This window comes from Mesoplasma coleopterae (genome assembly GCF_002804245.1).
GTDB classification, from domain to species: domain Bacteria; phylum Bacillota_I; class Bacilli_A; order Mycoplasmatales; family Mycoplasmataceae; genus Mesoplasma; species Mesoplasma coleopterae.
The window spans coordinates 407,052-429,547 of sequence record NZ_CP024968.1; the positions used below are offsets into that span (position 1 = coordinate 407,052).

The following is a 22,496-nucleotide window of genomic DNA, read 5'->3' on the forward strand; positions in this document are numbered from 1 at the left end:
AAGTGCTTTTATTTGAAAATTTAAAACAAAAAATATGTATTTGATCCAAGCACCAAATACATATTTTTTATTTATTAATTTATTTTTTTATATGTTGAAAGAAATATTTCACTTATAATTATTTTTTAGCTTGTTGCATTGCACGCATTGTTTTTTTAATGTCTGCTTCACTTGGTTTTCTTCCCATACTCATGTACATTGCACGAATTTGTTTTTCTGTAACAGGCGGGTTGTCTTTTAATTGTTTTTTAACCATTGCTCTAGTAATGAAAAAGCCAATGATTGCTCCTAAGATGATTGCTCCTAAGATAACTCCGATTAACATTCCTGCTAATCCTCCTGCTGAAAATTCTGTTGTAAATAATATCATAATTTCACTCTATTCTATTTTTTCTATTTTTAAATTCTTACTTTATAACCTTTTTAATTTTATTAAAAATTTGTTCACTTGTAAATCCATATTCACTAATTACTTTATTAGCTGGTGCACTTGCTCCAAAAATATCGATTCCAATGTTTAATCCATCATCACCTGTATATTTACTTCATCCATAAGTTGTCCCCATTTCAATTGAAACTCTTAATGTTGATTTATCAATAACTTTGTCTTTGTATGATTGTTCTTGTTGATCAAATAAGTTTGTTGATGGCATTGAAACTACTTTAGCAATAATGCCATCTTCTTTTAATTTGTTAGCTGTTTCCATTGCTAATCCAACTTCACTACCAGTTGCAATTAGTGTTACTGTTGCATTTGGTTGGTCTAGCATTACATAAGCTCCTTTTTTAACTTCTTCATAAACATCATTATGAGGTAATTGAGTTAAATCTTGTCTAGTTAAAACTAAAGTTGATGGACAGCTTTTTAAATCTTGTAATGCTATTTTGTATGATGCTAATGTTTCAGCATAATCAGCTGGTCTAAATGTAATATGATTTGGAATACTTCTAATCATTGCTAGTTGTTCGATTGGTTGATGAGTTGGACCATCTTCTCCAACTGCAACTGAATCGTGAGTAAAGATAAATAATTGTTGAGTATTCATAATTGATGATAAACGCATTGCTGGTTTCATGTAATCTGAGAATACAAAGAATCCACTTGAGAATGGAATTAGCCCTCCATGTTGGTGAATACCATTGTTGATTGCTCCCATTGCAAATTCTCTAACACCATAAAGAATGTTTCTTCCACTTCTATTATCAACGTCAAATTGACCATCAGCACCTTTAATTCTTGTTGATGAAACTAAATCAGCTGATCCTCCAATTAAGAATTTAACTTGAGCATTTATGCTATCTCAAATATTTCCTGAACTAACTCTAGTAGCTTCTGCTTTTTCTGGAGTTTTACCTTTTAATGCTTCAAAATCAAAATTAATTTCTTTGTTAATAGCATCTGTGAATTGTTTTCATAATTCACGATTTACAACTTTCAATTTATCTAATTCTTGATTTCATTTTTCTTCAATAGATAAGTTTTTTGAAATATTTTCATTTCAGTGTGCATAAACTTCTGTAGGTATTTCAAAATCATTATATTTTCATTCAAATACATTTTTAACAGTTTCAATATCAGCACCAATAGGAGCTCCGTGCACAGCACTTGTTCCTTGTTTTGAAGCTCCAATACCAATAATTGTTTTAACTTCGATATATGTAGGCTTTTCTGATAATTTAGCATCATTAATTGCTTTTTCAATAGCAACTAAGTCTTCACCATCAGTTACTTTTAAAGTATTTCATTGAGCAGCTTTAAATCTCTCATGCATGTTTTCACTCTGAGCTTTTTCTACTTTGTCGTCTAATTGAATGTCATTTGAGTCGTGAATTAAAATTAATTTATTCAATTTTAATCTACCAGCTAAACTAATTGATTCTTGAGCTACACCTTCTTGTAAGTCTCCATCACCACATAAAACAAATGTATGGTGATCGACTAAATTAATTCCTGATTGATTGTAAACTGAAGCAGTATGAGATTCAGCAATTGCTAATCCAACACCCATCGCAACACCTTGTCCTAAAGGTCCAGTTGTTACATCAACACCTTCAGTTAAATGAGATTCAGGGTGACCTGGTGTTTTACTATTTCATTGTCTAAAATTTTTGATTTCATCCATTGATAAATTATACCCTGCTAAATGTAATGCTGAATATAACAATGCACTTCCATGCCCTGCTGATAATACGAATCTATCTCTATCAAATCATTTTGGATTTTTAGGGTTATGTTTCATTATCTTGTTAAATAATGTATAGACAACTGGAGCAGCACCTAAAACTATACCAGGGTGCCCTGAATTTGCTTTATTAATAGCTGAAACTCCTAAAATTCTTAAAGCATTTAAGTTGTTGTTATTTTTGTTTATCATGTTTCTCTCCTTCTTTTTTTAGTTTACTTGGTGTAACGTCATTTCCATTTGCATCAATTACTTTTGTATTTTTTAGTTGTTGCTCAAAACCACTTCTAAAGTATTTTAAGTAAAGCACTTTTAGTTCTTCTCTATAAGCACTTTCTTTTGCATTTAACTCACGCTCTTTTTTGATCTTTGCCAAACGGTTTATTTCTTTTATAACTTCTGGCATAGTTAATTCTTTTAATTCACTCATTTTAATACTCCCTTAAGTTTATTTTATACTAAACCAATGGTTTTCTTAATGTTGTTTCAACTTCAACATTGTCAGTTGGAATATTTATTGTTATTTTCATAGAATTTTTTACTTTAAAATTAAATCATCCTAATCCTGAAATAGATATTTCAAATTCTTTATTAATATCTTTTTCATTAAAAATAAACTCTCTTTTTATAAACTTTGTATTAAAGTTATACGGAACTATATTTTCCTTATTTCTATTGTAGTAATCAAATGCATTTTTTATATTTGTTCTGTGTAATTTAACTTCCTTATTATTAAAGAAATGAAAACTATTAATTTCTTCCTCTATTCATTCAAAATCAACTCAAGCTATTCCTGCATAAAAAATAGTATTGCCAGGTTTTAATTGGAATGTATTTTGGGCAACCTCTTTATTAAAATAAATGTATTTTCAATCTTCTTTATTTAATAAATTTGCTGTTGAATTACTTCTAGCTATTCCTGGAGTATCAAATATTATGTCATCACTTGATAATTTAATTTGAATAAAATCTAGTGTTGTATTAAAGTATTTTGATTCAACAATTTGTGGGATCAAATTATTTGCTTTTAACAAAGAATTAATAATTGATGACTTACCAACGTTTGAACTACCTATAAAATATTTTTTAGTTTTAGTTTTTTTAATTTTGTTTAATAAACTATTTGTAAAGTTGTTTTTAAAACTAGTGTTCAATATAATATTTGCATCAAATAAATCGCTTTTTGCAAATAGATCAGTTATATATCTTCTTATTTTGGCTAGCTTAACTGCTTTTGGAAGTAAATCTATTTTATTAACAACAATTGTCACAGGGTATTTTTTAATAGCTGCTTCAATTTCTTTTACTCTGCTTCCTTCTAAGTCAAAAATATCAATAATATAGAAAAATTCAATGTCTTTTGGTCTTTCATTTTGAATTAAAGTTTTTAATTTTAAAATAAATTGTTCAGCATTTATTTCTTGATTAATTAACTCATTGTAATTTTTAATTTTAAAACATCTCAAACAGTATTCATTTTCAGGTTTAATAACATAACCGGGCTTGTTTTGATCACTATTTTGTTTTAAAATTCCACAACCTATACACTTGCTCATGTTTCCCCCATTTGTTTATTCATAATATAACTTAAGAATTTGATTAAAACTAATATTTTTAGAACATCATCATAACAATGCGATCTAGCTTCTTTTAAACTTTTTGATAATTTATCATGTTCACTTTGTGACACTTTTTCTAAACTAAATAGTTTTAATGCTCTACTACATAAGAATGTAATATTATCTTCTTTAAAATTGTATTTGCTATGTAATTCTTCTGTATAATCAAAGAATTTTTTCAAGCTTCTAATTTTGATTGAATCTTCAATATCACCTTTTTTAAGATTTTGTTCATTATAAAATTTTGTTCCATCTTTTAAATAATTTGCAAAACTTAAGTTTTGTTCTAATGCATCATAAATATCAAAACTATTTAATCTATATTTTTTTGTATCTTTGTTAAAAATAAATAAATCAGTTTTTTTGTTTTTAAATAATGCTTTATAAGTATTAATTCATTGTTCAATTATTTTTTTATCATTATCTTGTCCAGCAAAAATAATAGTTCTAATGTTTTTATTAATACACATATTTATAAAACTTTTGATCATTGATTGATATTGACTTTTAAAGTCATATTTATCATCATTTACTTTTCTTTTTATTGATAAACTATTAATTGACTTATGATTGTTTCTTGATTGAATCTCATTGAAGCTTTTAGCAAATGAATAGTTCATCAAATAAACTATGTCTTTTTCTTTTTCCCCATATAGTTTTGGTTCAATATTGTCAAAATCATGACTACGATTAAAGAACTCTGTATCTAAAATTAAAACTGGAAACTTAATTTCTTTTAATTTATTTTGTAAACCCTCAAAGTTAAAGTGAATCGATTGGTATTTATTTAATTTAACTGAATTATTTTTTATTTCCAAATTTTTATACTTCATAGTTCTCTTCTTTTCCTTTTTATATTTTAACAAATTAATATAGTAATTCATTGTTGTATAATATTATTTATAGGTTATGAGACGTTAAACGGAGGTTTTTTCATGATATTAAGTAAATTAGTCAGCAACATATTAGTTGATGAAATAATTGATGATGTTAATGCATGTATAAAAAATATTAATTTAGTTGACGAATTAAATGACTCAAACGAATATAATTTTGATAGTTTGTATAAAATGTATGATAAAAATTTAATTAAATTAGTTAATTTAGAAAAAGATTTATCAAAGATTGATGAGTTTATTGATGAGTTTATTGAAGAAATAAGTAAACTATTAATCGAAGAAAAACAAAGTTTCAATAAAACTAATAAAAAAGAGCAAGAAAATAAAAAAAGAATATTTGAATTTATCATTTTTGTTCAAAATAAATTAATGAACTGTAAAAAAGTAATTATTTCTTTTAACTGAATATTAAACAAAATGGGTTTAGATATTGAAATAAATAAACAAAATGAACCAGAATTTTACTCTCTAATTGAATTTAATATTAGCAAAAGATTCAAAACCATAAGAGAACAATTTGGCATAAATATAAGCATATTAGATTCATCTGATATATTACTTGAAGAATTTGAAACATTCTCATTAAATGGTAAAAAGAAGCTCTTGGAAAAAATTTTAAGAGATATAAATTTTGATTCTATATTAGAAATGAATGATGTTGAAGAAATTATAAGAATTTCAAAGTTGTCTACTTCAATCAATTTTCTAATAAAGTTTATAGATGTTGTAAATTTTATTAGAAAAACAATTTAATATAAAAAATACTTCACATGTGAAGTATTTTTTCTTATTTAATTTCTACAATTAATTCAATTGAGTTATCAATATCTCCGTTTTCACTAACTAAAATAGTTTCAACTATTTCACCAAAATTATCAGTTTTTTGACTCATACCTACAACTATATAGTCTGAGTTATTATATCTTACAATTTCTCCAACTCTAGCAATATGATCAAGATTTATTGAGTCAATTTGATCAACTTCTTCATCAGATTGTCAGTTTAAGTTATCAATAGTTCCAATTTCATCTTCATCCATTGACTCAAATAGTTCTGAGTATTTATCTTCGACATCATCAAGAAATTTTAATGCATCCATTGTTGAGTCTTCACGTGCATCATTTAGCATTTCTTCATCTAAATTAGTACTTAATAAACTTTCATATTTATCTTCGACATCATCAAGGAATTTTAATGCATCCATTGTGCTAGCTTCTTGATCAATACCAGACGATAATGTTACGTTTTCAAACATTGTATCATCAACGTCTAATTCTTCAGACTCAAATTCAAATAATGTTCTTTCCTCTTCACTAAAAAATAAATCATCAGTTTCGTTATTGACTTTTTCAGTATAACTCTCAAGATTGCTAATTGTTTCTTCAATTTGATTTAATTCTTTTTCAATTTCATGATCAAAGTTTTCATCAATTTCACCATATTGAACTTTATTATCTATTAAATGAGTTGTTGGTCCCTCTTTAACTTCAGTTTTAATACTTATTTCTTCGATATTATTGTACTCGTCATCGCTAAATTGATTTTCACTTATTATTGATATCTCTTTTTCCTCAAATGTATTAAATTCAAAGTCTTTTAAACTATCTTCTTCAGTTTCCAATAAACTTGCAGTTGTCATTTCCTCTAATTCTTCATAGTCTTCAGTTTTGATTGCATCTTCATCAAAAGCAAAGTTTAATTCATTTTTTTCTTGTGTTATATCTGTTGATTTAAATGGTTTATTAAATCCTTCTTTAATATAATCTTTTTCATGTAAAAAATGAACTTTATCTTCTTCTGAATTAAATCTAATTTCTTTGTTAGGTTCTTCAAATGATAATGCTTCACCATCTAATTCATTGTAATCAGCAGTTTGAATTGAATCATCACTTTGTTCATTTAATTCAGCTGTATTTAAGAAAGTATCATCATGTTGTCTTTCTTCTGTTTCTTCAAATATAGTTAGTGTATCTTGTTTTAATTCTTCATAGTCTTCAGTTTTGATTGCATCTTCATCAAAAGCAAAGTTTAATTCATTTTTTTCTTGTGTTATATCTGTTGATTTAAATGGTTTATTAAATCCTTCTTTAATATAATCTTTTTCATGTAAAAAATGAACTTTATCTTCTTCTGAATTAAATCTAATTTCTTTGTTAGGTTCTTCAAATGATAATGCTTCACCATCTAATTCATTGTAATCAGCAGTTTGAATTGAATCATCACTTTGTTCATTTAATTCAGCTGTATTTAAGAAAGTATCATCATGTTGTCTTTCTTCTGTTTCTTCAAATATAGTTAGTGTATCTTGTTTTAATTCTTCATAGTCTTCAGTTTTGATTGCATCTTCATCAAAAGCAAAGTTTAATTCATTTTTTTCTTGTGTTATATCTGTTGATTTAAATGGTTTATTAAATCCTTCTTTAATATAATCTTTTTCATGTAAAAAATGAACTTTATCTTCTTCTGAATTAAATCTAATTTCTTTGTTAGGTTCTTCAAATGATAATGCTTCACCATCTAATTCATTGTAATCAGCAGTTTGAATTGAATCATCACTTTGTTCATTTAATTCAGCTGTATTTAAGAAAGTATCATCATGTTCTGTTTCTAACGAATTTTCTAAAACTATTAATTCTTCATCTTCAGCATACTCAATCTCTCCAAGAATATCAATCGTTGAGTAGTCATTAATTTCATCGTCGAATAATGCTACTGTTTTTTCATCTTCTGGTAATTGATCATAGTTTTCAAAGATTAAATCATCATTATCTATATTTTCAGAAACTGGATCAGTTTGATTATCACTATATTCTTCAAATAATATTTCTTTTTTATCTGCTTGTAATGTTGAAGAAATAATTTCACTAATTGTTTTTTCATTCGTATTAATGGTTGCATTAGTTTTTAGTTCTTCAAAAGTTGATGTTAAATCGATTGAATCTTCATCAAAATCTAATTCTTCTGATTTATCAAAGTTTTCACTAATTGTTTTATTAATTGATTCAATCAATTCAGAGGCGTCTTGAGATTGCTCTTCGTCATAAGTTGGGGTTGTATTGTCTTCTGTGATATCTTCAAGTGTTTCATTTGTTAAATCATTATCAACTGTTTCAGCATAAATGTTGGTAATTAAAATCTCTCCTTCTTTTGAAACAACTTCTTCAAAAGCAATTTGTTTTGGTTTTTCTTCTTCTGCTTGTCTTTTTCATAAGTTATTAGATAAAGAATTTAATCTACTGCGTTTTTGTTTATTTTGATTTATTTTGCTAAAAGGATCTTGTAGGTCTTTAATTAACTTTTCAGTTTGTTTTTCATTAACCATTTTAACATTATTTTTAGCTTCTAAAACCTCAACTCTAGCAACATACTTTTCTCATGCTTGAGATAGGTCTTTTTTGTTGTCATCAAGTCAAATTAAATATAGTGTATATTTTTTAATATGTTCCTGAGTTGCTTTGTCATAATTTAAAAGTTCCTTATTTAAAATTGCCAATGTTGCATCAGCTGAAAACTTTTGTTTTAGAATGTAATTATTTATTTTATTTATTAAATCTATTGAAACGTTTCTCATATTAACCCCTTTTAAATAAATTATACTTTATTTACAGCTGTTTTATTATTTCAGAATAGCAAAAAAAACGGTAAAAATACCGTTTTTTTACATTTTACTCAACTTTTCTTCAATAAGTTCTAATTGTTGTTTATATAATTCGTATTTTTCTTTCTCTTCTTTAATTTTTGAAGGAGCTGCTTTAGAAATGAAATTTTCATTATTCAGCATTCTTTCTGATCTAGATATTTCATTCTGAAGTTCTTTTTGCTTGTTAACTAATTCCTCTAACATTTTTTCTTTATCAATGAAATCATCATTAGGAATTTCAATAAAGAAGTCAAGAACTGGTAAGCTTGTTGTTTCAACTGATATGTCTTCATCAATTGTTAAATTTGCATTAACAAATTCATTTAAGAAGTTATTAATTTCTTTAGTATATTTACTTATGATATCTAAATTACCATTAGTTGCATTTCAATTTAAAACAACGCTGTTTTTAATATTGTTTGTTGCTCTAAATTCTCTTATTGAATTAATTAATTCAATGACTACATTAATATAATCTGTTTCAAAAATAAATTCTTTATCAAATCATGTTTCTTCTAAAATAGAATTTTTCATATCTAATGTTTTGTAAATATGTTCAGTTACAAATGGAAGATATGGATGTAACATAATTAAAATATTCTTTAATAAATAAACTATTGTTTGTTGAGTTGCTTCTTTTGTTTCTGAATTGTTTAAATTTACTTTTGCAAATTCAATGTATCAACTACAGTATGTATTTCAAACAAAATCATATAGCATTTTTCCAGCAATAGCAAATTCATATTTATCTATTAAATAATTAACTTGTTTTGAAACTTTACTAAATTCAGATAGAACCCATTTATCAGTTTCATTTAGTGCCGTTGAATTTAGAATTTCTTCTTCAGTTCAAAATTTGAAGTTTTCTTCTAAATTCATTAAAACGTATCTTGAAGCATTTCATAATTTGTTAATAAAGTTTCAAGCTGATTTAACTTTAGCATCACTATATCTGATATCTTGCCCTGGAGTAGAATTGGTTAATAATGAAAATCTCAATGAATCTGAACCGTTATTAGCAATGACATCCATTGGATCAATTCCATTCCCTAATGATTTACTCATTTTAGTTCCATTTTCGTCTCTCACTAAACCATGAATTAGAACATCATTAAATGGTATTTGCCCTGTATATTCAATTGTTTGGAATATCATTCTTGAAACTCAAGAAAAAATAATATCATGTCCTGTTACTAATACACCATTAGGTAAGTATTCTTTAAAGTATTTTGATTCAAAACCTTTACCACGCATTAATGTAGCAAATGGTCATAAACCTGATGAGAATCATGTATCTAAAACGTCTTCATCTTGAATTCAATTTTCAGCATCTGCTGGTGCTGTTATTCCAACATAAATTTTTGTTTTATCATCTTTGTGATATCAAGCTGGAATTCTATGTCCTCATCATAATTGTCTTGAAATAGTTCAATCATGAATGTTTTCCATTCATTTTTTTAACACTTGATCAAAACGTTCAGGGAAGAATTTAATATGTTTATCACTTTCTTGAAGTTTTAAAATCATATCAGCAAAACTATCCATTTTCACAAATCATTGATCGCTTAAATAAGGTTCAACAACAGCATTACTTCTTTCGCTAAAACCAACTTGGTGAATCATAGGTTCAGCTTTTATGAAAGTATTTGCTTTTGTCAGATTTTCAATGATTTTAGTTCTAGCATCAAAACGATCTAATCCTTCATATTCACTTCCACCCATTTCATTTATTGTTCCATTTTCATTCATACAAATAGGTTTTGCTAGATTATGACGAACAGCTATTTCAAAGTCATTTAAATCATGTGCTGGAGTGCATTTCATAACTCCAGTTCCAAATTCTAATTCTACATAATCATCAGCAATAATTGGAATAGCTTGTTTATTAACTGGGTTAATAGCATTTTTACCAATAAATGATTTGTATCTTTCATCTTTTGGATTAACTACTAAACATTGATCAGCAAACATAGTTTCTGGTCTTGTTGTAGCAACACTTAAAAATTCATTAGTTCCTTCAATCATGTATTTAAAGTGATACATAAATCCTTCAACTTCTTTATAAATAACTTCTACATTTGAAATTGCAGTTTTTTGAATTGGATCTCAGTTAACAATTCTTTTTCCTTTGTAAATTAAACCTTTATTGTAAAAGTCCACAAATATTTCAGTAACAATTTTATTAATGTCTTCATCTAATGTGAATTTTTCCATGCTGTAATCAAATGCTAAACCTAGTTTAGCTCATTGTTGTCTAATAATTGATGCATATTCATGTTTTCATTTTCATGCTTGCTCTAAGAATTTTTCCCTTCCTAATTCAAAACGGCTTATCCCTTGTTCTCTTAGTTTAGCTTCAACTTTAACTTGAGTGCTAATTCCAGCATGATCCATTCCTGGTAAATATAATACATCAAATCCATTTAATTTTTTAAATCTAATAATTGCGTCTTGCAAACTTCCATCTCATGCATGACCAATGTGTAGTTTACCTGTTACATTAGGTGGAGGTAAAACAATAGAAAATTTTGGTTTTTTAGAATCTGGGTTAGCTTTGAAATATTCATTTTGAATTCATCAATCATATCTATTCTTTTCAACTATTTCATAACTATACTTAGTTTCTAATTCTTTTTTCATCATTTATCTCTCCATTTCAATATATTAATTTTATAATATTTAGTCTTTAACAAAAAGTAAAATCATATTATTTATGTATAAATAAAAAAAATAATGAGGTAAACCCATTATTTTTTACGTTTTTTATTTTGTTCTTTTACATCTTGATTAATCATTTCAGCTATTAATATTTGATTTTTTTGTCAATTACCAACTGATAAATGATATGAGTAAAATACAATAGCATCTATCATTAAGATTAATAAGAATGGAACAATTGAAATTGCAAATGCTACAAACATAATTCAAATATTATCACTTGTTCATTTTGATGTTTCTTTTGAATATCCTACCAATCCTAAAATACTATCATTCAATCCAGGAATTGTTATAACTCCAATTGATAAAACTAATGCAATTAACGATGCATAAATTAATGGCTTAGAAACTTGTAATCTAATTTTTTTAGATGCTTTTCAATTCGATATTTTGATTAAATGCGCAAAGAATAAAGGCGACATAACTATTGTTATAAACATTGCTGTTCTTCCAAATACAATATATTCATCTAATAATTTATTTCTATCAATAGCTGATAAACTACTATTCATAATTGCATGAATTTGTTCTAGTCAGTTATTTGAATCTAAATTTATTTTTCCAATATATTCACCTGAATTAAATACATTGTTTCAAGCATTAACATCTGTAGCCATCATTCCAATAAAGAATGAGCCAATTGAACATAATGCAGATAGCATTCCAATTTTAATAATAGGAATTATTAATCCTTTTAATAACCCATTCTTACCAACTTGTGGTTTAAGTTTCATTAGAGTGTTATCTAAAGGACCCATTCCAATAGCAATAGCTAAACATGATTCTACAATTAAGTTAATATATAAAATGTTTGTTGCTTCTAATGGTGATATTTTAAATATTAAAGAAATAATTAAAATTGATAAAACATTTGCTAAGTTGAAACCCATTAATAAAGTTATTGCACGTTTAATTTTTTGATAAACATTTCTTCCTTCATTAACTCCAGTCATAATAGTTGCAAAGTTATCATCAGTTAAAATAACATCACTGGCTTGTTTAGCCACATCAGTACCAGTGATACCCATAGCAACCCCTATATCAGCTTTACTTAAACTTGGTGCATCATTTACTCCATCACCTGTCATTGAGACAATGTATCCTTTTTTTTGTAATGTAGCAACAATCTTAACTTTATGTTCTGGGTTAACACGAGCAAATACTCTAATATTATCAATAACTTCTTCTAATTCTTCATCAGACATTGTATCTAACTTATCTGATGAGATAACTTGTTTAGATTCATATGCTAGTCCTAAATCTCTGGCAATAGCTAAAGCAGTAATGGCATGATCACCTGTAATCATACATACTTCAATTCCAGCAGCATGAGCTTCTTCAATAGCTTGAACAGCTTCTTTTCTAACTGGGTCAATCATAGCGACAGCTCCAATAAAAGTAAGTCCTTTTTCTTCAAGTTTTCCATTTTTCACTTCTTTGTATGCAAAAGCTAAAACTCTTAAGGCATCATCACTTAAATTGGTACTTGCACGCATAATTTCGTTTTTATGTGATTCAGTCAGTTTAATAACTTCGTTTTCAATCATTATATAATCACAAATACTTAATAATTGATCAATAGCACCTTTAGTAAATGCTACTGATTTTTTATTAACAGTATTTAATGTACTCATTAATTTTCTTTCGCTATCAAAAGGTATTTCATCAATTCTTTCGAATTTTTTACGATAAACTAATTCATCAACACCCATTAATTCAGCAAAATCAACTAATGCTAATTCAGTTGGGTCACCAATTCTTTCAGTTCCTTCAGTAATACTATCATTAGGTAAAACCAATGCTTTTAACAATAACTCTTTTTGAATGTTTTTATCTAAATCTAAATATTCATTAGCATCTATTATTCTATTGTTATCAATAACTTTTTTAACAGTCATTTTATTTTGAGTTAAAGTACCAGTTTTATCTGTACAAATAACATTAACTGATCCTAAAGTCTCAACACTAGCTAATTTTTTAACTATAACGTTATTTTTAGCCATTCTTTTTGTTGAAAAACTTAATGTTATAGAAATTACAGCAGCTAAAGATTCAGGGATAATTCCAATTGCTAAAGTAATAGCAACCATTAAATAACTTGCTCAAGCTTCAAAACCACCAACAAATGATAATAATAAAAATACAAGAATACCAACGAAACCAGCAACACAACTAATTACATATCCAAATTTGCTAATTTTTTTCTCAAGTGGAGTTTCACTCTCTTCATTTTTGTCAATTGCTTCTGAAATTTTTCCAATTTCAGTGTTTAATCCTGTTCCAATAACAATTCCAACAGCTCTACCTGCAGTTGTAAATGTTGACATGAAAGCAATATTTGTTTTTTCAGCTAATATTGTAGTTTCTTTAATTGCTTTATGAGTTTTTTCAACAGGCACAGACTCACCAGTTAAAATTGCTTCATCAATCATGAAATCAGCTGATTGAACAATTCTTAATTCAGCAGGCACATATTTTCCAGCCTCAAGGACTACAATATCTCCAATTACTAAATCAGAAGCATCAATTTCTTTTTGATTATTTTCTCTTAAAACAATCGCTTTTGGTTTAGAAAGTGATTTTAAAGCATCTACACTTTTTCTTGCTTTAACTGTTTGCACTGTTTCTAAAACAGCATCAACAATAACAATAAGCATAATAACTACAAAGTCAATAAACTCATGAAAGCCTATTTTTTGGCCAGGTGATGAAATTAATGGGGCTATAACTGATATAACAGCAGCAAACATTAATATTAGTTGTAATGGTTCAATAAACGCATGCAAGAAAGTAACTCATCAAGGAGTAACTTTTCCAGTTGGCAACTCATTTTTACCATTTTCTAAAAGTCTCTTTGCAGCTTCTTCTTCTGTTAAACCTGCTCTTATATCAGTATCTAACTTATTTTCAATTTCTTTTATCTGACTACTCTCTCAACTATCCATTTTCTACCTCTATTAATCTAATTAAAGCATCATAGCTTTCTTTAATATTTATTTTATCTAAATTTGAAACTTTAATAAATACATCATTTTGATCAAACTCTAAAGTTTCTTTTATTAATTTTTCATTTTTTGCAATTTCATTTCTTTTTAATTTGTCTAACTTAGTTCCAATCATTAAAACTGTTATATTGTTTGCCTTTAAAAAATCATACATTTGAATGTCATCATTTGTTGGTTTGTGTCTTAAATCAACTAACATACAAACTAGTTTTAAGTTTTCTCTTGATGTTAAATAATCTTCCATCATAATACCAAACTCAACTTTCATCGAGTTAGATATTTTAGCATATCCATAACCAGGAGCATCAACAAGTCTAAAACTACCATTATTTATATCAAAAAAATTTAATAATCTTGTTTTACCTGGTGTATTAGCAACTTTTGCTAATTTTTTCTTATTTGCTAATGTATTAATAAAACTAGATTTACCTACATTACTTCTTCCCACAAAACAAACTTCTGGCGTAGTATCTTCAATTCATCCAGACTTATTTGCTGCAGATTTTATAAATTCACTTTGTTTAAACATATTTACCTCCTATATAAATTCTGTTTTAATTTTTAATTCAGTTAGAAAATCTTTTAGTTCTCAATGATATGAAACCTTTATGAAATCATAACCTTCAGCTTCTTTAACTTTAAATATTATTTTTTTGCGATTAACATCATTTTTTATTAATTCAATTTCCTCAAAATTAAATACTCTATTTCAAATAACTAATTTACTATTTTTTACTAAAATATAAATTGATTTAATTTTATTTTGAATTAATGATATTCAAGCAATTAACATTAACATATAGATAATAGAAATAATTGATTGAACTAGAATTATTTGATTGCTCATTACTATTAGACAAACAATTGTTAAAACAATAAAAGCAATACTCATAGCTAATAGCAATATAAAATAACTTAAACATAAGTTAAATATTTTCTTGTTTTTGTAATATTTATTTTCTTGATCTATTAATTTTTTAATTTGATTAAAAATTTTATAGTCTTTACTGGTTAAAAAACCTCAATAAGACATAAGAAATAAAGTAGTTACTAAGGGGAATATAATTATTTTCATTTTAATCATTCTCGATTCTAAAACTTGAAATAATAGATTTTAATTTTAAATCAGCATTTATAAAGTAAATTTCTTCATTTGTTGTTTTCAAATAAGTTGTCTTTAAATATTCACCATTAAAGTTTAAAATAAAATATTCATTTAAAAGAACTTTATTCAATTTAATAATTTTAAATTCATTACCATCATCTAAAACAATTCTTTTATTACTTATATAAATAAGCGTTTTCTCAAGGTTATTTTGTTTTGTTTTGAATTTAAATAATGAATAATTTTTCTTTAAATTTTTTACATATTGATCATATTCATCATCAAATTCTTTTTGTTTGCTTTTTTTAACTTCAATTTCATTATAAGAAACATCTAATTCATCAACATAATAAACTTTCTCATCATCTGCTAATTGAAATTTTATTTTAATTGGTTTTAAACCTTTTAAAACTTCTTTTTCAGTTTTACTATATTCTGCTATTTCTTTAAGATATTCATCATTAATTTTTTTATAAGGTTTATGCTTAATTGAATAAAGAAAAGCTAATATTCCTACAATAAAAAGTATTAATGCATATAAACCTATTATGCAAATTGCAATTATAAATTTTGAATTCATTTTATTCTTCTTCAAAGCCCATTTCGTATTGTGATCAAATATCAATTAAGCTAATTAATGATTCAGCTCTATTTAAAATTGATAAAATTTCATATTTTTTTTCTTTATCAATGCGTCTTTCAATTTTTAGTAAATTGATGGCTAATTTGCTTGCTTCTCTTAAATCATTTAAATTTTTTTCTTCTGATCCAATTTTTAGAATTTTGACAAATTCATTTTCATTGTCAAAAATATTATTTAATTCAGAAATAGTATCTTTGTAAATTTTGTTAACTTGTTTAATTATTTCTTCTTTAAAAATTTCTAAAATATTTTCTTGAGTTACAACAATATCTTTTGTTTCAACTAATTCTGTAAATTTAAATAAGAATTCATCAGGTGTTAAAAAATCACTCATTGCTGATGCTACTTGTAAATCAGAAACTATATCAAATTCTTCCATATGATTTAATGCTTTGATTTCTAATAATAATTGCTTTTCAAGGCTTTTTAGTCTTGTCAGCATTTTAACTAAGTCTTCTAATTCTTCAACTTCATTTAATTCATCTAAAAGAAATGTTAGTTCTTTATTATTTTTTAATTCTGCTTCAATGTTCTCTAAGCTTGAAATGATAATAGCCAAACCTGGTTCTAAAAAATCAATTTCGATTTCATTATTCATATTCTTTCTCCCTTTTAAAAGTTATAATTTATTTAATTATACCTTATAATATAAAAAAGAATAAAATAGAGGAGTTATAATGATTCAAAATTTTAAGTTAAAAGAACTAAATGAAGTTGAATTATCGCATTTAGAAGAATTAAATTCATGATGAGATAAACCAGTTAACAAAAGGATAAAAAAATGTAAAATTTTTATTACTAAATTTGGATTGCAACCAAATGATTACATTACTTTTGACAACATAAACGAAGTTAATTTTAATGTTTTTATTAGAGGGATTAATAACTATTTAAATTTCTATACGCCTAAATTAAAAACTATAGTTAGTGAAAGACATGCTTTTAAAAAATTTGATAAATCAATTATTAATTATATGCAGTTAAATGGATATGTTGCTTCTTTAAGCACTATAGCTGCATTCTACACTGAAAAAGTTGATTATGATCTTAATAATTTTAATAAAACAGAAGCAATTAATTTTGCTAATAAACTTTTATTGGATAAATGAAATAAATTTAAAAAAGAAGTGCTTGTAACATTTGGTGGTAATGAAATAATTAAAGATGTTATTAAAGGGATTTTTGAAAATGAAGTTGTTTATGATGGGATTTTTTTTGATTCAAGGGTTATTATTAACACAATCGTTAAATATACGTCAAACCTATTAAAGCGAACTGAAATAACAGAAAAACAATTCTTAAATATCATGTATTTAGCATATCTTCAATCAAATTATATTGAATCATTCATTTATATTTATAAAGGTTTTACAATCAATTTAAAATAAAAAAAGAACTGTTAGAAATTAAAACTAACAGCTCTTTTTTTTACTAATAAACTTTTATTTCTTGTCCATTAACATCGCTTTCAATAACATCAATAAATGCTTTTGCAGCTTTTGCTGCTGGTACTGATTTTACACCTTTAAAATATTCAGCATATTCAACCATTGATTCATCAAGTACACTTGGACTAATACAGTTAATTCTGATATTTTTTTTAATATCAAATGCAGCAGCTCTTGCAAAAGCTGCAACAGCACCATTAGTTAAAGCATACATTGTTCCCATTTTAATTAGTTCATCTTTAATTACACCAGCAATTAAAGAAATACTTCCTTTTTCGTTTAAATATTTGCTTCCAATTAATACCATGTTAACTTGACCTAATAATTTACTATTTATTGAGAATTTTAAATCATCTTGAGTTAAATCCTCTATTGGTTTCATTTCAGCTGAACCAGCAGCATTAACTATGTGATCCACATTACCTATTTTTGCAAACATAGCTTCAATACTTTCTTTTGAAGTCATATCTACATGAACATCACCTGTTTTTCTTCCAGCTGTGATTATTTCATAAGATCTATTTTTTTCTTTTAATTGACTAACAATGGCTGAACCCAAAGTTCCACAACCACCTAAAACTAATATTTTCATATTTATCTCCTCTTTTACTTTTAAATAAATTATATATTGAATTTTAATTAATAAATAATATTAGAAAGAATATAAAAAAAAGATGCATATAAGCATCTTTTAGCATTTTTGCTAATTATTATTTGTATTTACGGTTTTGTTTTTGTTTGTAAATTCTTTTTTCTTTTTTACTTAGGTGATATTCACGTTTTCTAGCTTCAGCTTTATTAGATGATGCTACTTTTTGAAATCGTTTAAGAGCTTTTTCAATTGATTCTCCCTCATGTACGATAATACTTGCCATTTTTTCAACTCCAATTCAATAAACTATTAATATTTTATCTTAAACTGAGTACAAATTACAAGACTTTTAATAAAAATAATATTATTTAATGAAAATATTAAAAATAAATTTTTAGTTTCTATAAGAATCATCAAAGTTTTTTATCAGATTTTTTTCTCATGATAAAGTAAGGAATAAATATTACGAACAGTACAATTGCTAATATTGTAAAGAAAACTAACATGCAAAATTTATTTGCAGCTTTTTTTAAAGCTATTTGTTGATCAAGAGGAATTATTTCATATCCATAAAATGAATCAATATTACCTTTTCTTGAATAATTAAACATTAGTGAAAAAATTTGAATAACAGCAGTTAATGATAAAACTATAATAAAAATCATTATTTCTGAATCTAAACTAACTTTATCTGATTTATTAACTAAAAATAAAATTAGAGTTGTTAAGCCACCGTATAAATAGATTCCAAAACATGTTCAATTTAAGTAAATATGTCTTTTAACTATTTTTTTGTAACTTTTAATTATAAAGAACGGGATTCTTTCTCTTCCCATTAATAAATCTGTTTTATATCCTTTGACATCAATCAAGATATGTCTTAAATCAATTAAAGCTATTACCATTACTATTAAACTCAAAATTAAAATACTTATCATAATTGCTGCACTTGGGATTAATTCAGGCTTAATCTTCAAAAAGTTTTGACCATCTTGAATCTTAATATAATTTAAAGCAATAAAGAACGCAGAAACTAAAGCACAAATAATTGATGTAAACATTAAAAAAGCAATTTTGTATTTTTCCATCTTAATTTCTTTAGCAATTCTTTTGTTCACATTAACTGCTTCTAATTCTTTTTTTGTAAACTCTGGAGCTATAGCAATAAATTTTTTATCACCTAATATTGATTCTTTAGAATTAACATAGTTTGGATTTTTGATTTGATTTTGTTCATTTGGATTTTGTTGATTTATTCCATTCATAATATCATTATTCATTATTTTTTACCTTTCTTTACTTTTGGTTTCTCTAATTATTGAGTTAATTTCTTCATCAATTTTAATTTTTTCAAGCTCTAAGTTATTATTACTTTTGTCAATTTTTGTTTTTGTCACAATAAACTTCGTTAAATAAATAATCAAAGATAATAAAAGAAGTGATGCAAAGAAAATAAAAATAAATAAAAACGGGATTGGTTTACCAAATATAACTAAGGCATTTTCTATATCAAATATTCCTTTCATAGCATTCTCCTTTAAATAATTTTATCATTTTTTAGTTTTATTTGTTTTTTAGTTAAAATACTCTGTATTAAATAAAAAACTAAACAATTAATGTTTAGCTTATTTTATTGTTTTAATACTTAATTCTGTTAATTGCTTATCTTCAACATAACTAGGTGCGTCATTCATCATATCAATTCCTTTTGAATTTTTAGGGAATGCTATAACATCTCTAATTGACTCTGAATTAGTTAATAACATAATTACTCTATCAATACCAAAAGCAAATCCTGCATGGCTTGGTGCTCCATATTTATATGCATTGATAAATCAACCAAAGTTTTTTTCAATAGTTTCATCATCTAATCCTACTGCTTCAAACATTCTCTGTTGAATTTCTGAGTCTGTAATACGAACTCCACCGCTTCCAAGTTCAAATCCATTTAACACTAAATCATAAGAATCAGCAATTGCTTCTTCTTTATTATTTTCAAAATCAGCAATTGATTTAATATTTGGCATTGTAAATGGGTTATGAGCTGCTACATATCTTTCTTCTTCATCACTTCATTCATATAATGGGAAATCAACAATTCATAATAATTTGTAGTCATTAGGATCTGTTAAGTTTAGAATCTCAGCTGCTTTATTTCTAACAGCACCTAACATATCTGAGATTTTGTCATATTTACCAACATTTAATAAAATAGTTGCTTTGTCTTTAATATCAAATTGTTTTATTAAAGCTTCTTTTTCACTATCTGATAAACTTGAAGCAATTGAACCACTTCAATTTCCGTTCTCAAATTTAGCAAAAGCTAAATTGTTAAAGTTTTTTTGTTTTGCAGTTTCAGTTAAAACTTCTAATTGTTTTTTGCTTAATAATTCTTCAGCACAAATTCCCCTGATTGTTAAATTATTTTCTTTGAAACCTTCAAATAACTTGATTTCAGTTTTATCAAAGATACCATTTAATGTATTAATTTTTAAATCAAATCTAATATCTGGTTTATCACTACCATATAAATCGATTGCTTCTCTAAAAGGCATTTTGATTAATTTTTCTTTAAAATCAATTCCCTTAACTTCCAAGAATATTTTTTTAATTACTTTTTCAATTTGGTCTTGAACTTCTTCAGCTGTAGCAAATGACATTTCCATATCTAATTGAGTAAATTCGGGTTGACGATCATTTCTTAAATCTTCATCTCTAAAACATCTAACGATTTGGTAATATTTATCAAATCCACTAACCATTAACAATTGTTTATATAATTGTGGTGATTGAGGTAAAGCATAAAAAGTATTTTTGTTTAATCTTGAAGGCACTAAAAAATCTCTTGCTCCTTCTGGTGTTGATTTACCAAAGTACGGAGTTTCAACTTCAACAAAATTATCAGCTTCAAATTCTCTACGAATGATACTGTTAACTTTTGCTCTTAAAAGCATATTATTTTGAATTTTTTGACGTCTTAAATCTAAATATCTATATGACATTCTTGTTTCTTCAGAAACTTCAACATCATTTTCAATAACAAAAGGAGTTAATTCACTTTTATTAATTAATTCAATAGTATCAGCATCAATTTCAATTTCACCAGTTGCGATATCGTTGTTTTTTGATTTACGTTCAATAACTTTACCAGTTATAGAAATTACATATTCTGGTTTTAAGTTACTAATTAGTTCTTGTTTACTTTCTCCAACAACAATTTGAGTAATTCCATAAAAATCTCTTAAATCAATAAATGTGATTTGACCCATCTTACGAATTTTTTTGATTCAACCTTTTAAAGTTACTTCTTGATTTACATTTGAAATGTTTAATTGATTACAATTATGAGTTCTTTTCATTTCTATTTTTCCCCTTTTAAATATTTAACAATATCATTAAATTTTACTTCTGTTGTTTCCCCAGAAATTTGATCTTTGATTGCATAATTATCGCTATTAATTGAATTTTCGCCAACAATGACTATATTCTTTGCATTCATTCTCTCTGCTGATTTAAATCCTGCTTTTAAGTTTTTAATATTTCAGTTTGTGTCAACTTTCAAGTTAGCACTTCTTGCTTCTAGTAAAAGTTTATTTGTTAAAAATTGAGCTTCATCAGATAAAGGTATTATGAATAAATCTAATTCATCTTCATCTGCAACTTTTATTTCTTGATCATTAAGAATTAACATTATTCTTTCAATCCCAATTGCAAAACCACTAGCAGGTAAACTTGGTCCACCTAATTCTTCAACTAAATTATTGTATGATCCACCAGCAATGATTGCTTGATCAGTTTTAACATTTTTAAATTCAAATACTAAACCTGTGTAATAATCTAATCCTCTGACTAAGTTAAAGTTTATTTGTGTTTCAATTCCAAGTTCTTTTAATTGAATAAATGTTTTGTTTAATCTGTCGTTATTTTCTTGACTCGCAAATTCAAACATTTTTGGAGCATCAGTAAATTTATTTCCGTCTATTTTACAATCTAATACACGTAAAACATTTTTATTAATTCTTGTTTGACAATCTGAACATAAATCAGTAAATGAACTTAAGTATTTTTTAAGTTCTGCTTCATATGTTTTTCTTTCATCCCCACTTATTAAATAATTTATTTCTACAACTATATCATTATTAATTTTTAACTCGTTTAAAAATGATTGACCTAGTGAAATTAATTCAACATCATGGCTTATTGAATCAATACCAAATGTTTCCACACCTAATTGATTAAATTGTCTATATCTTCCAGCTTGAGGTCTTTCATATCTAAAAATAGGTCCTATGTAAAATGTTTTATAAGGTAAATTTTCTTGAATATATAATTTATTTTCAATAATTGCTCTAACAGTTGGTGCTGTTCCTTCTGGTCTTAAAACATATTCGCGACCTTTGCGATCAGTGAATTCGTACATTTCTTTACTTACAATATCGCTTGAGTCTCCTACACCTCTAACAAATAATTCTTTTGATTCAAACATTGGAGTAATAATTTCACCATAATTAAAAACATTTAGAACTTTTCTAAATTTTTCTTCTACTGCATTTCATTCTTTTGAATTATTTAAAAATAAATCTTGTGTTCCCCTAGGTTTTTGAATCATAAAATCTCCTTTTGCTTTAAATATTATAACATTTT

At 25.7% G+C, this 22,496-nt stretch carries 20 protein-coding genes; 2 read left to right on the plus strand and 18 right to left on the minus strand.

The window, feature by feature from the left end:
- Positions 1 to 118 precede the first annotated feature (118 nt).
- Genes MCOLE_RS01850 through MCOLE_RS01870 form a run of 5 tightly spaced genes read right to left on the minus strand, consistent with a single transcriptional unit; the run spans position 119 to position 4,635 of the window.
- The gene (locus MCOLE_RS01850) at positions 119 to 367 is read right to left on the minus strand and encodes a YneF family protein (RefSeq protein WP_164703848.1); all 249 of its coding nucleotides are present in this window, start codon (positions 365 to 367) and stop codon (positions 119 to 121) included.
- Positions 368 to 407: 40 nt separating this feature from the next.
- Entirely contained in the window at positions 408 to 2,375 is a 1,968-nt protein-coding gene (gene tkt, locus MCOLE_RS01855; protein ID WP_100670959.1) for a transketolase, read from the minus strand.
- Entirely contained in the window at positions 2,359 to 2,613 is a 255-nt protein-coding gene (locus MCOLE_RS01860) for a DUF896 domain-containing protein (protein ID WP_100670961.1), read from the minus strand. Before MCOLE_RS01860 ends, tkt begins: the two co-directional genes overlap by 17 nt.
- Positions 2,614 to 2,641: 28 nt before the next feature.
- The gene (yqeH, locus tag MCOLE_RS01865; protein ID WP_100670963.1) at positions 2,642 to 3,739 is read right to left on the minus strand and encodes a ribosome biogenesis GTPase YqeH; all 1,098 of its coding nucleotides are present in this window, start codon (positions 3,737 to 3,739) and stop codon (positions 2,642 to 2,644) included.
- A complete protein-coding gene (locus MCOLE_RS01870) occupies positions 3,724 to 4,635 on the minus strand; it encodes a hypothetical protein (protein ID WP_100670965.1) in 912 nt (303 codons plus the stop codon). Before MCOLE_RS01870 ends, yqeH begins: the two co-directional genes overlap by 16 nt.
- A 102-nt stretch (positions 4,636 to 4,737) precedes the next feature.
- Here MCOLE_RS01870 and MCOLE_RS01875 point away from each other — a divergent pair, with 102 nt between their 5' ends.
- On the plus strand, positions 4,738 to 5,454 hold the full coding sequence (locus MCOLE_RS01875; protein WP_100670967.1) for a hypothetical protein: 717 nt from the start codon (positions 4,738 to 4,740) through the stop codon (positions 5,452 to 5,454).
- Between the two features lie 34 nt (positions 5,455 to 5,488).
- On the opposite strand, the gene MCOLE_RS01880 is transcribed toward MCOLE_RS01875, so the two are convergent.
- The 7 genes from MCOLE_RS01880 to MCOLE_RS01910 all read right to left on the minus strand — a co-directional run bounded on the left by MCOLE_RS01880 (position 5,489) and on the right by MCOLE_RS01910 (position 16,410).
- Positions 5,489 to 8,272, minus strand: coding sequence for a hypothetical protein (locus MCOLE_RS01880; RefSeq protein WP_100670969.1), 2,784 nt, complete (start codon positions 8,270 to 8,272; stop codon positions 5,489 to 5,491).
- An 87-nt stretch (positions 8,273 to 8,359) separates the two neighbouring features.
- Positions 8,360 to 10,981, minus strand: coding sequence for a valine--tRNA ligase (locus MCOLE_RS01885; protein ID WP_100671546.1), 2,622 nt, complete (start codon positions 10,979 to 10,981; stop codon positions 8,360 to 8,362).
- Between the two features lie 107 nt (positions 10,982 to 11,088).
- A complete protein-coding gene (locus MCOLE_RS01890; protein WP_100670971.1) occupies positions 11,089 to 14,004 on the minus strand; it encodes a cation-translocating P-type ATPase in 2,916 nt (971 codons plus the stop codon).
- Positions 13,997 to 14,593, minus strand: a complete 597-nt coding sequence (gene yihA, locus MCOLE_RS01895; protein WP_100670973.1) for a ribosome biogenesis GTP-binding protein YihA/YsxC — start codon at positions 14,591 to 14,593, stop codon at positions 13,997 to 13,999. The genes MCOLE_RS01890 and yihA overlap by 8 nt, the downstream gene beginning before the upstream one ends.
- A gap of 9 nt (positions 14,594 to 14,602) precedes the next feature.
- Positions 14,603 to 15,139, minus strand: coding sequence for a hypothetical protein (locus MCOLE_RS01900; protein WP_100671548.1), 537 nt, complete (start codon positions 15,137 to 15,139; stop codon positions 14,603 to 14,605).
- 1 nt (position 15,140) lies between these two features.
- On the minus strand, positions 15,141 to 15,749 hold the full coding sequence (locus tag MCOLE_RS01905; protein WP_100670975.1) for a hypothetical protein: 609 nt from the start codon (positions 15,747 to 15,749) through the stop codon (positions 15,141 to 15,143).
- Position 15,750: 1 nt separating this feature from the next.
- Entirely contained in the window at positions 15,751 to 16,410 is a 660-nt protein-coding gene (locus MCOLE_RS01910; RefSeq protein ID WP_100670977.1) for a hypothetical protein, read from the minus strand.
- A gap of 79 nt (positions 16,411 to 16,489) precedes the next feature.
- Between MCOLE_RS01910 and MCOLE_RS01915 the strand changes: the two genes are divergently transcribed.
- Positions 16,490 to 17,200 (plus strand): hypothetical protein, encoded by a 711-nt coding sequence (locus MCOLE_RS01915; RefSeq protein WP_100670979.1) that lies wholly within the window; start codon positions 16,490 to 16,492, stop codon positions 17,198 to 17,200.
- Positions 17,201 to 17,243: 43 nt separating this feature from the next.
- Here MCOLE_RS01915 and MCOLE_RS01920 read toward each other — a convergent pair whose 3' ends face one another.
- The 6 genes from MCOLE_RS01920 to hisS form a co-directional block, all read right to left on the minus strand.
- Positions 17,244 to 17,852 (minus strand): short chain dehydrogenase, encoded by a 609-nt coding sequence (locus MCOLE_RS01920; RefSeq protein WP_100670981.1) that lies wholly within the window; start codon positions 17,850 to 17,852, stop codon positions 17,244 to 17,246.
- A 118-nt stretch (positions 17,853 to 17,970) separates the two neighbouring features.
- A complete protein-coding gene (gene rpsU, locus MCOLE_RS01925; RefSeq protein ID WP_011183260.1) occupies positions 17,971 to 18,135 on the minus strand; it encodes a 30S ribosomal protein S21 in 165 nt (54 codons plus the stop codon).
- A gap of 118 nt (positions 18,136 to 18,253) precedes the next feature.
- Positions 18,254 to 19,132: an MSC_0882 family membrane protein gene (locus MCOLE_RS01930; protein ID WP_100670983.1), complete on the minus strand. Its 879-nt coding sequence runs from the start codon at positions 19,130 to 19,132 to the stop codon at positions 18,254 to 18,256.
- A 6-nt stretch (positions 19,133 to 19,138) separates the two neighbouring features.
- The gene (locus MCOLE_RS01935) at positions 19,139 to 19,378 is read right to left on the minus strand and encodes a TIGR04561 family membrane protein (protein ID WP_100670985.1); all 240 of its coding nucleotides are present in this window, start codon (positions 19,376 to 19,378) and stop codon (positions 19,139 to 19,141) included.
- A gap of 99 nt (positions 19,379 to 19,477) precedes the next feature.
- The gene (gene aspS, locus MCOLE_RS01940) at positions 19,478 to 21,211 is read right to left on the minus strand and encodes an aspartate--tRNA ligase (RefSeq protein WP_100670987.1); all 1,734 of its coding nucleotides are present in this window, start codon (positions 21,209 to 21,211) and stop codon (positions 19,478 to 19,480) included.
- 2 nt (positions 21,212 to 21,213) lie between these two features.
- Positions 21,214 to 22,461 carry a histidine--tRNA ligase gene (hisS, locus tag MCOLE_RS01945; protein ID WP_100670989.1) on the minus strand — a complete coding sequence of 416 codons (1,248 nt, stop codon included), beginning with the start codon at positions 22,459 to 22,461 and terminating at the stop codon, positions 21,214 to 21,216.
- Positions 22,462 to 22,496 lie beyond the last annotated feature (35 nt).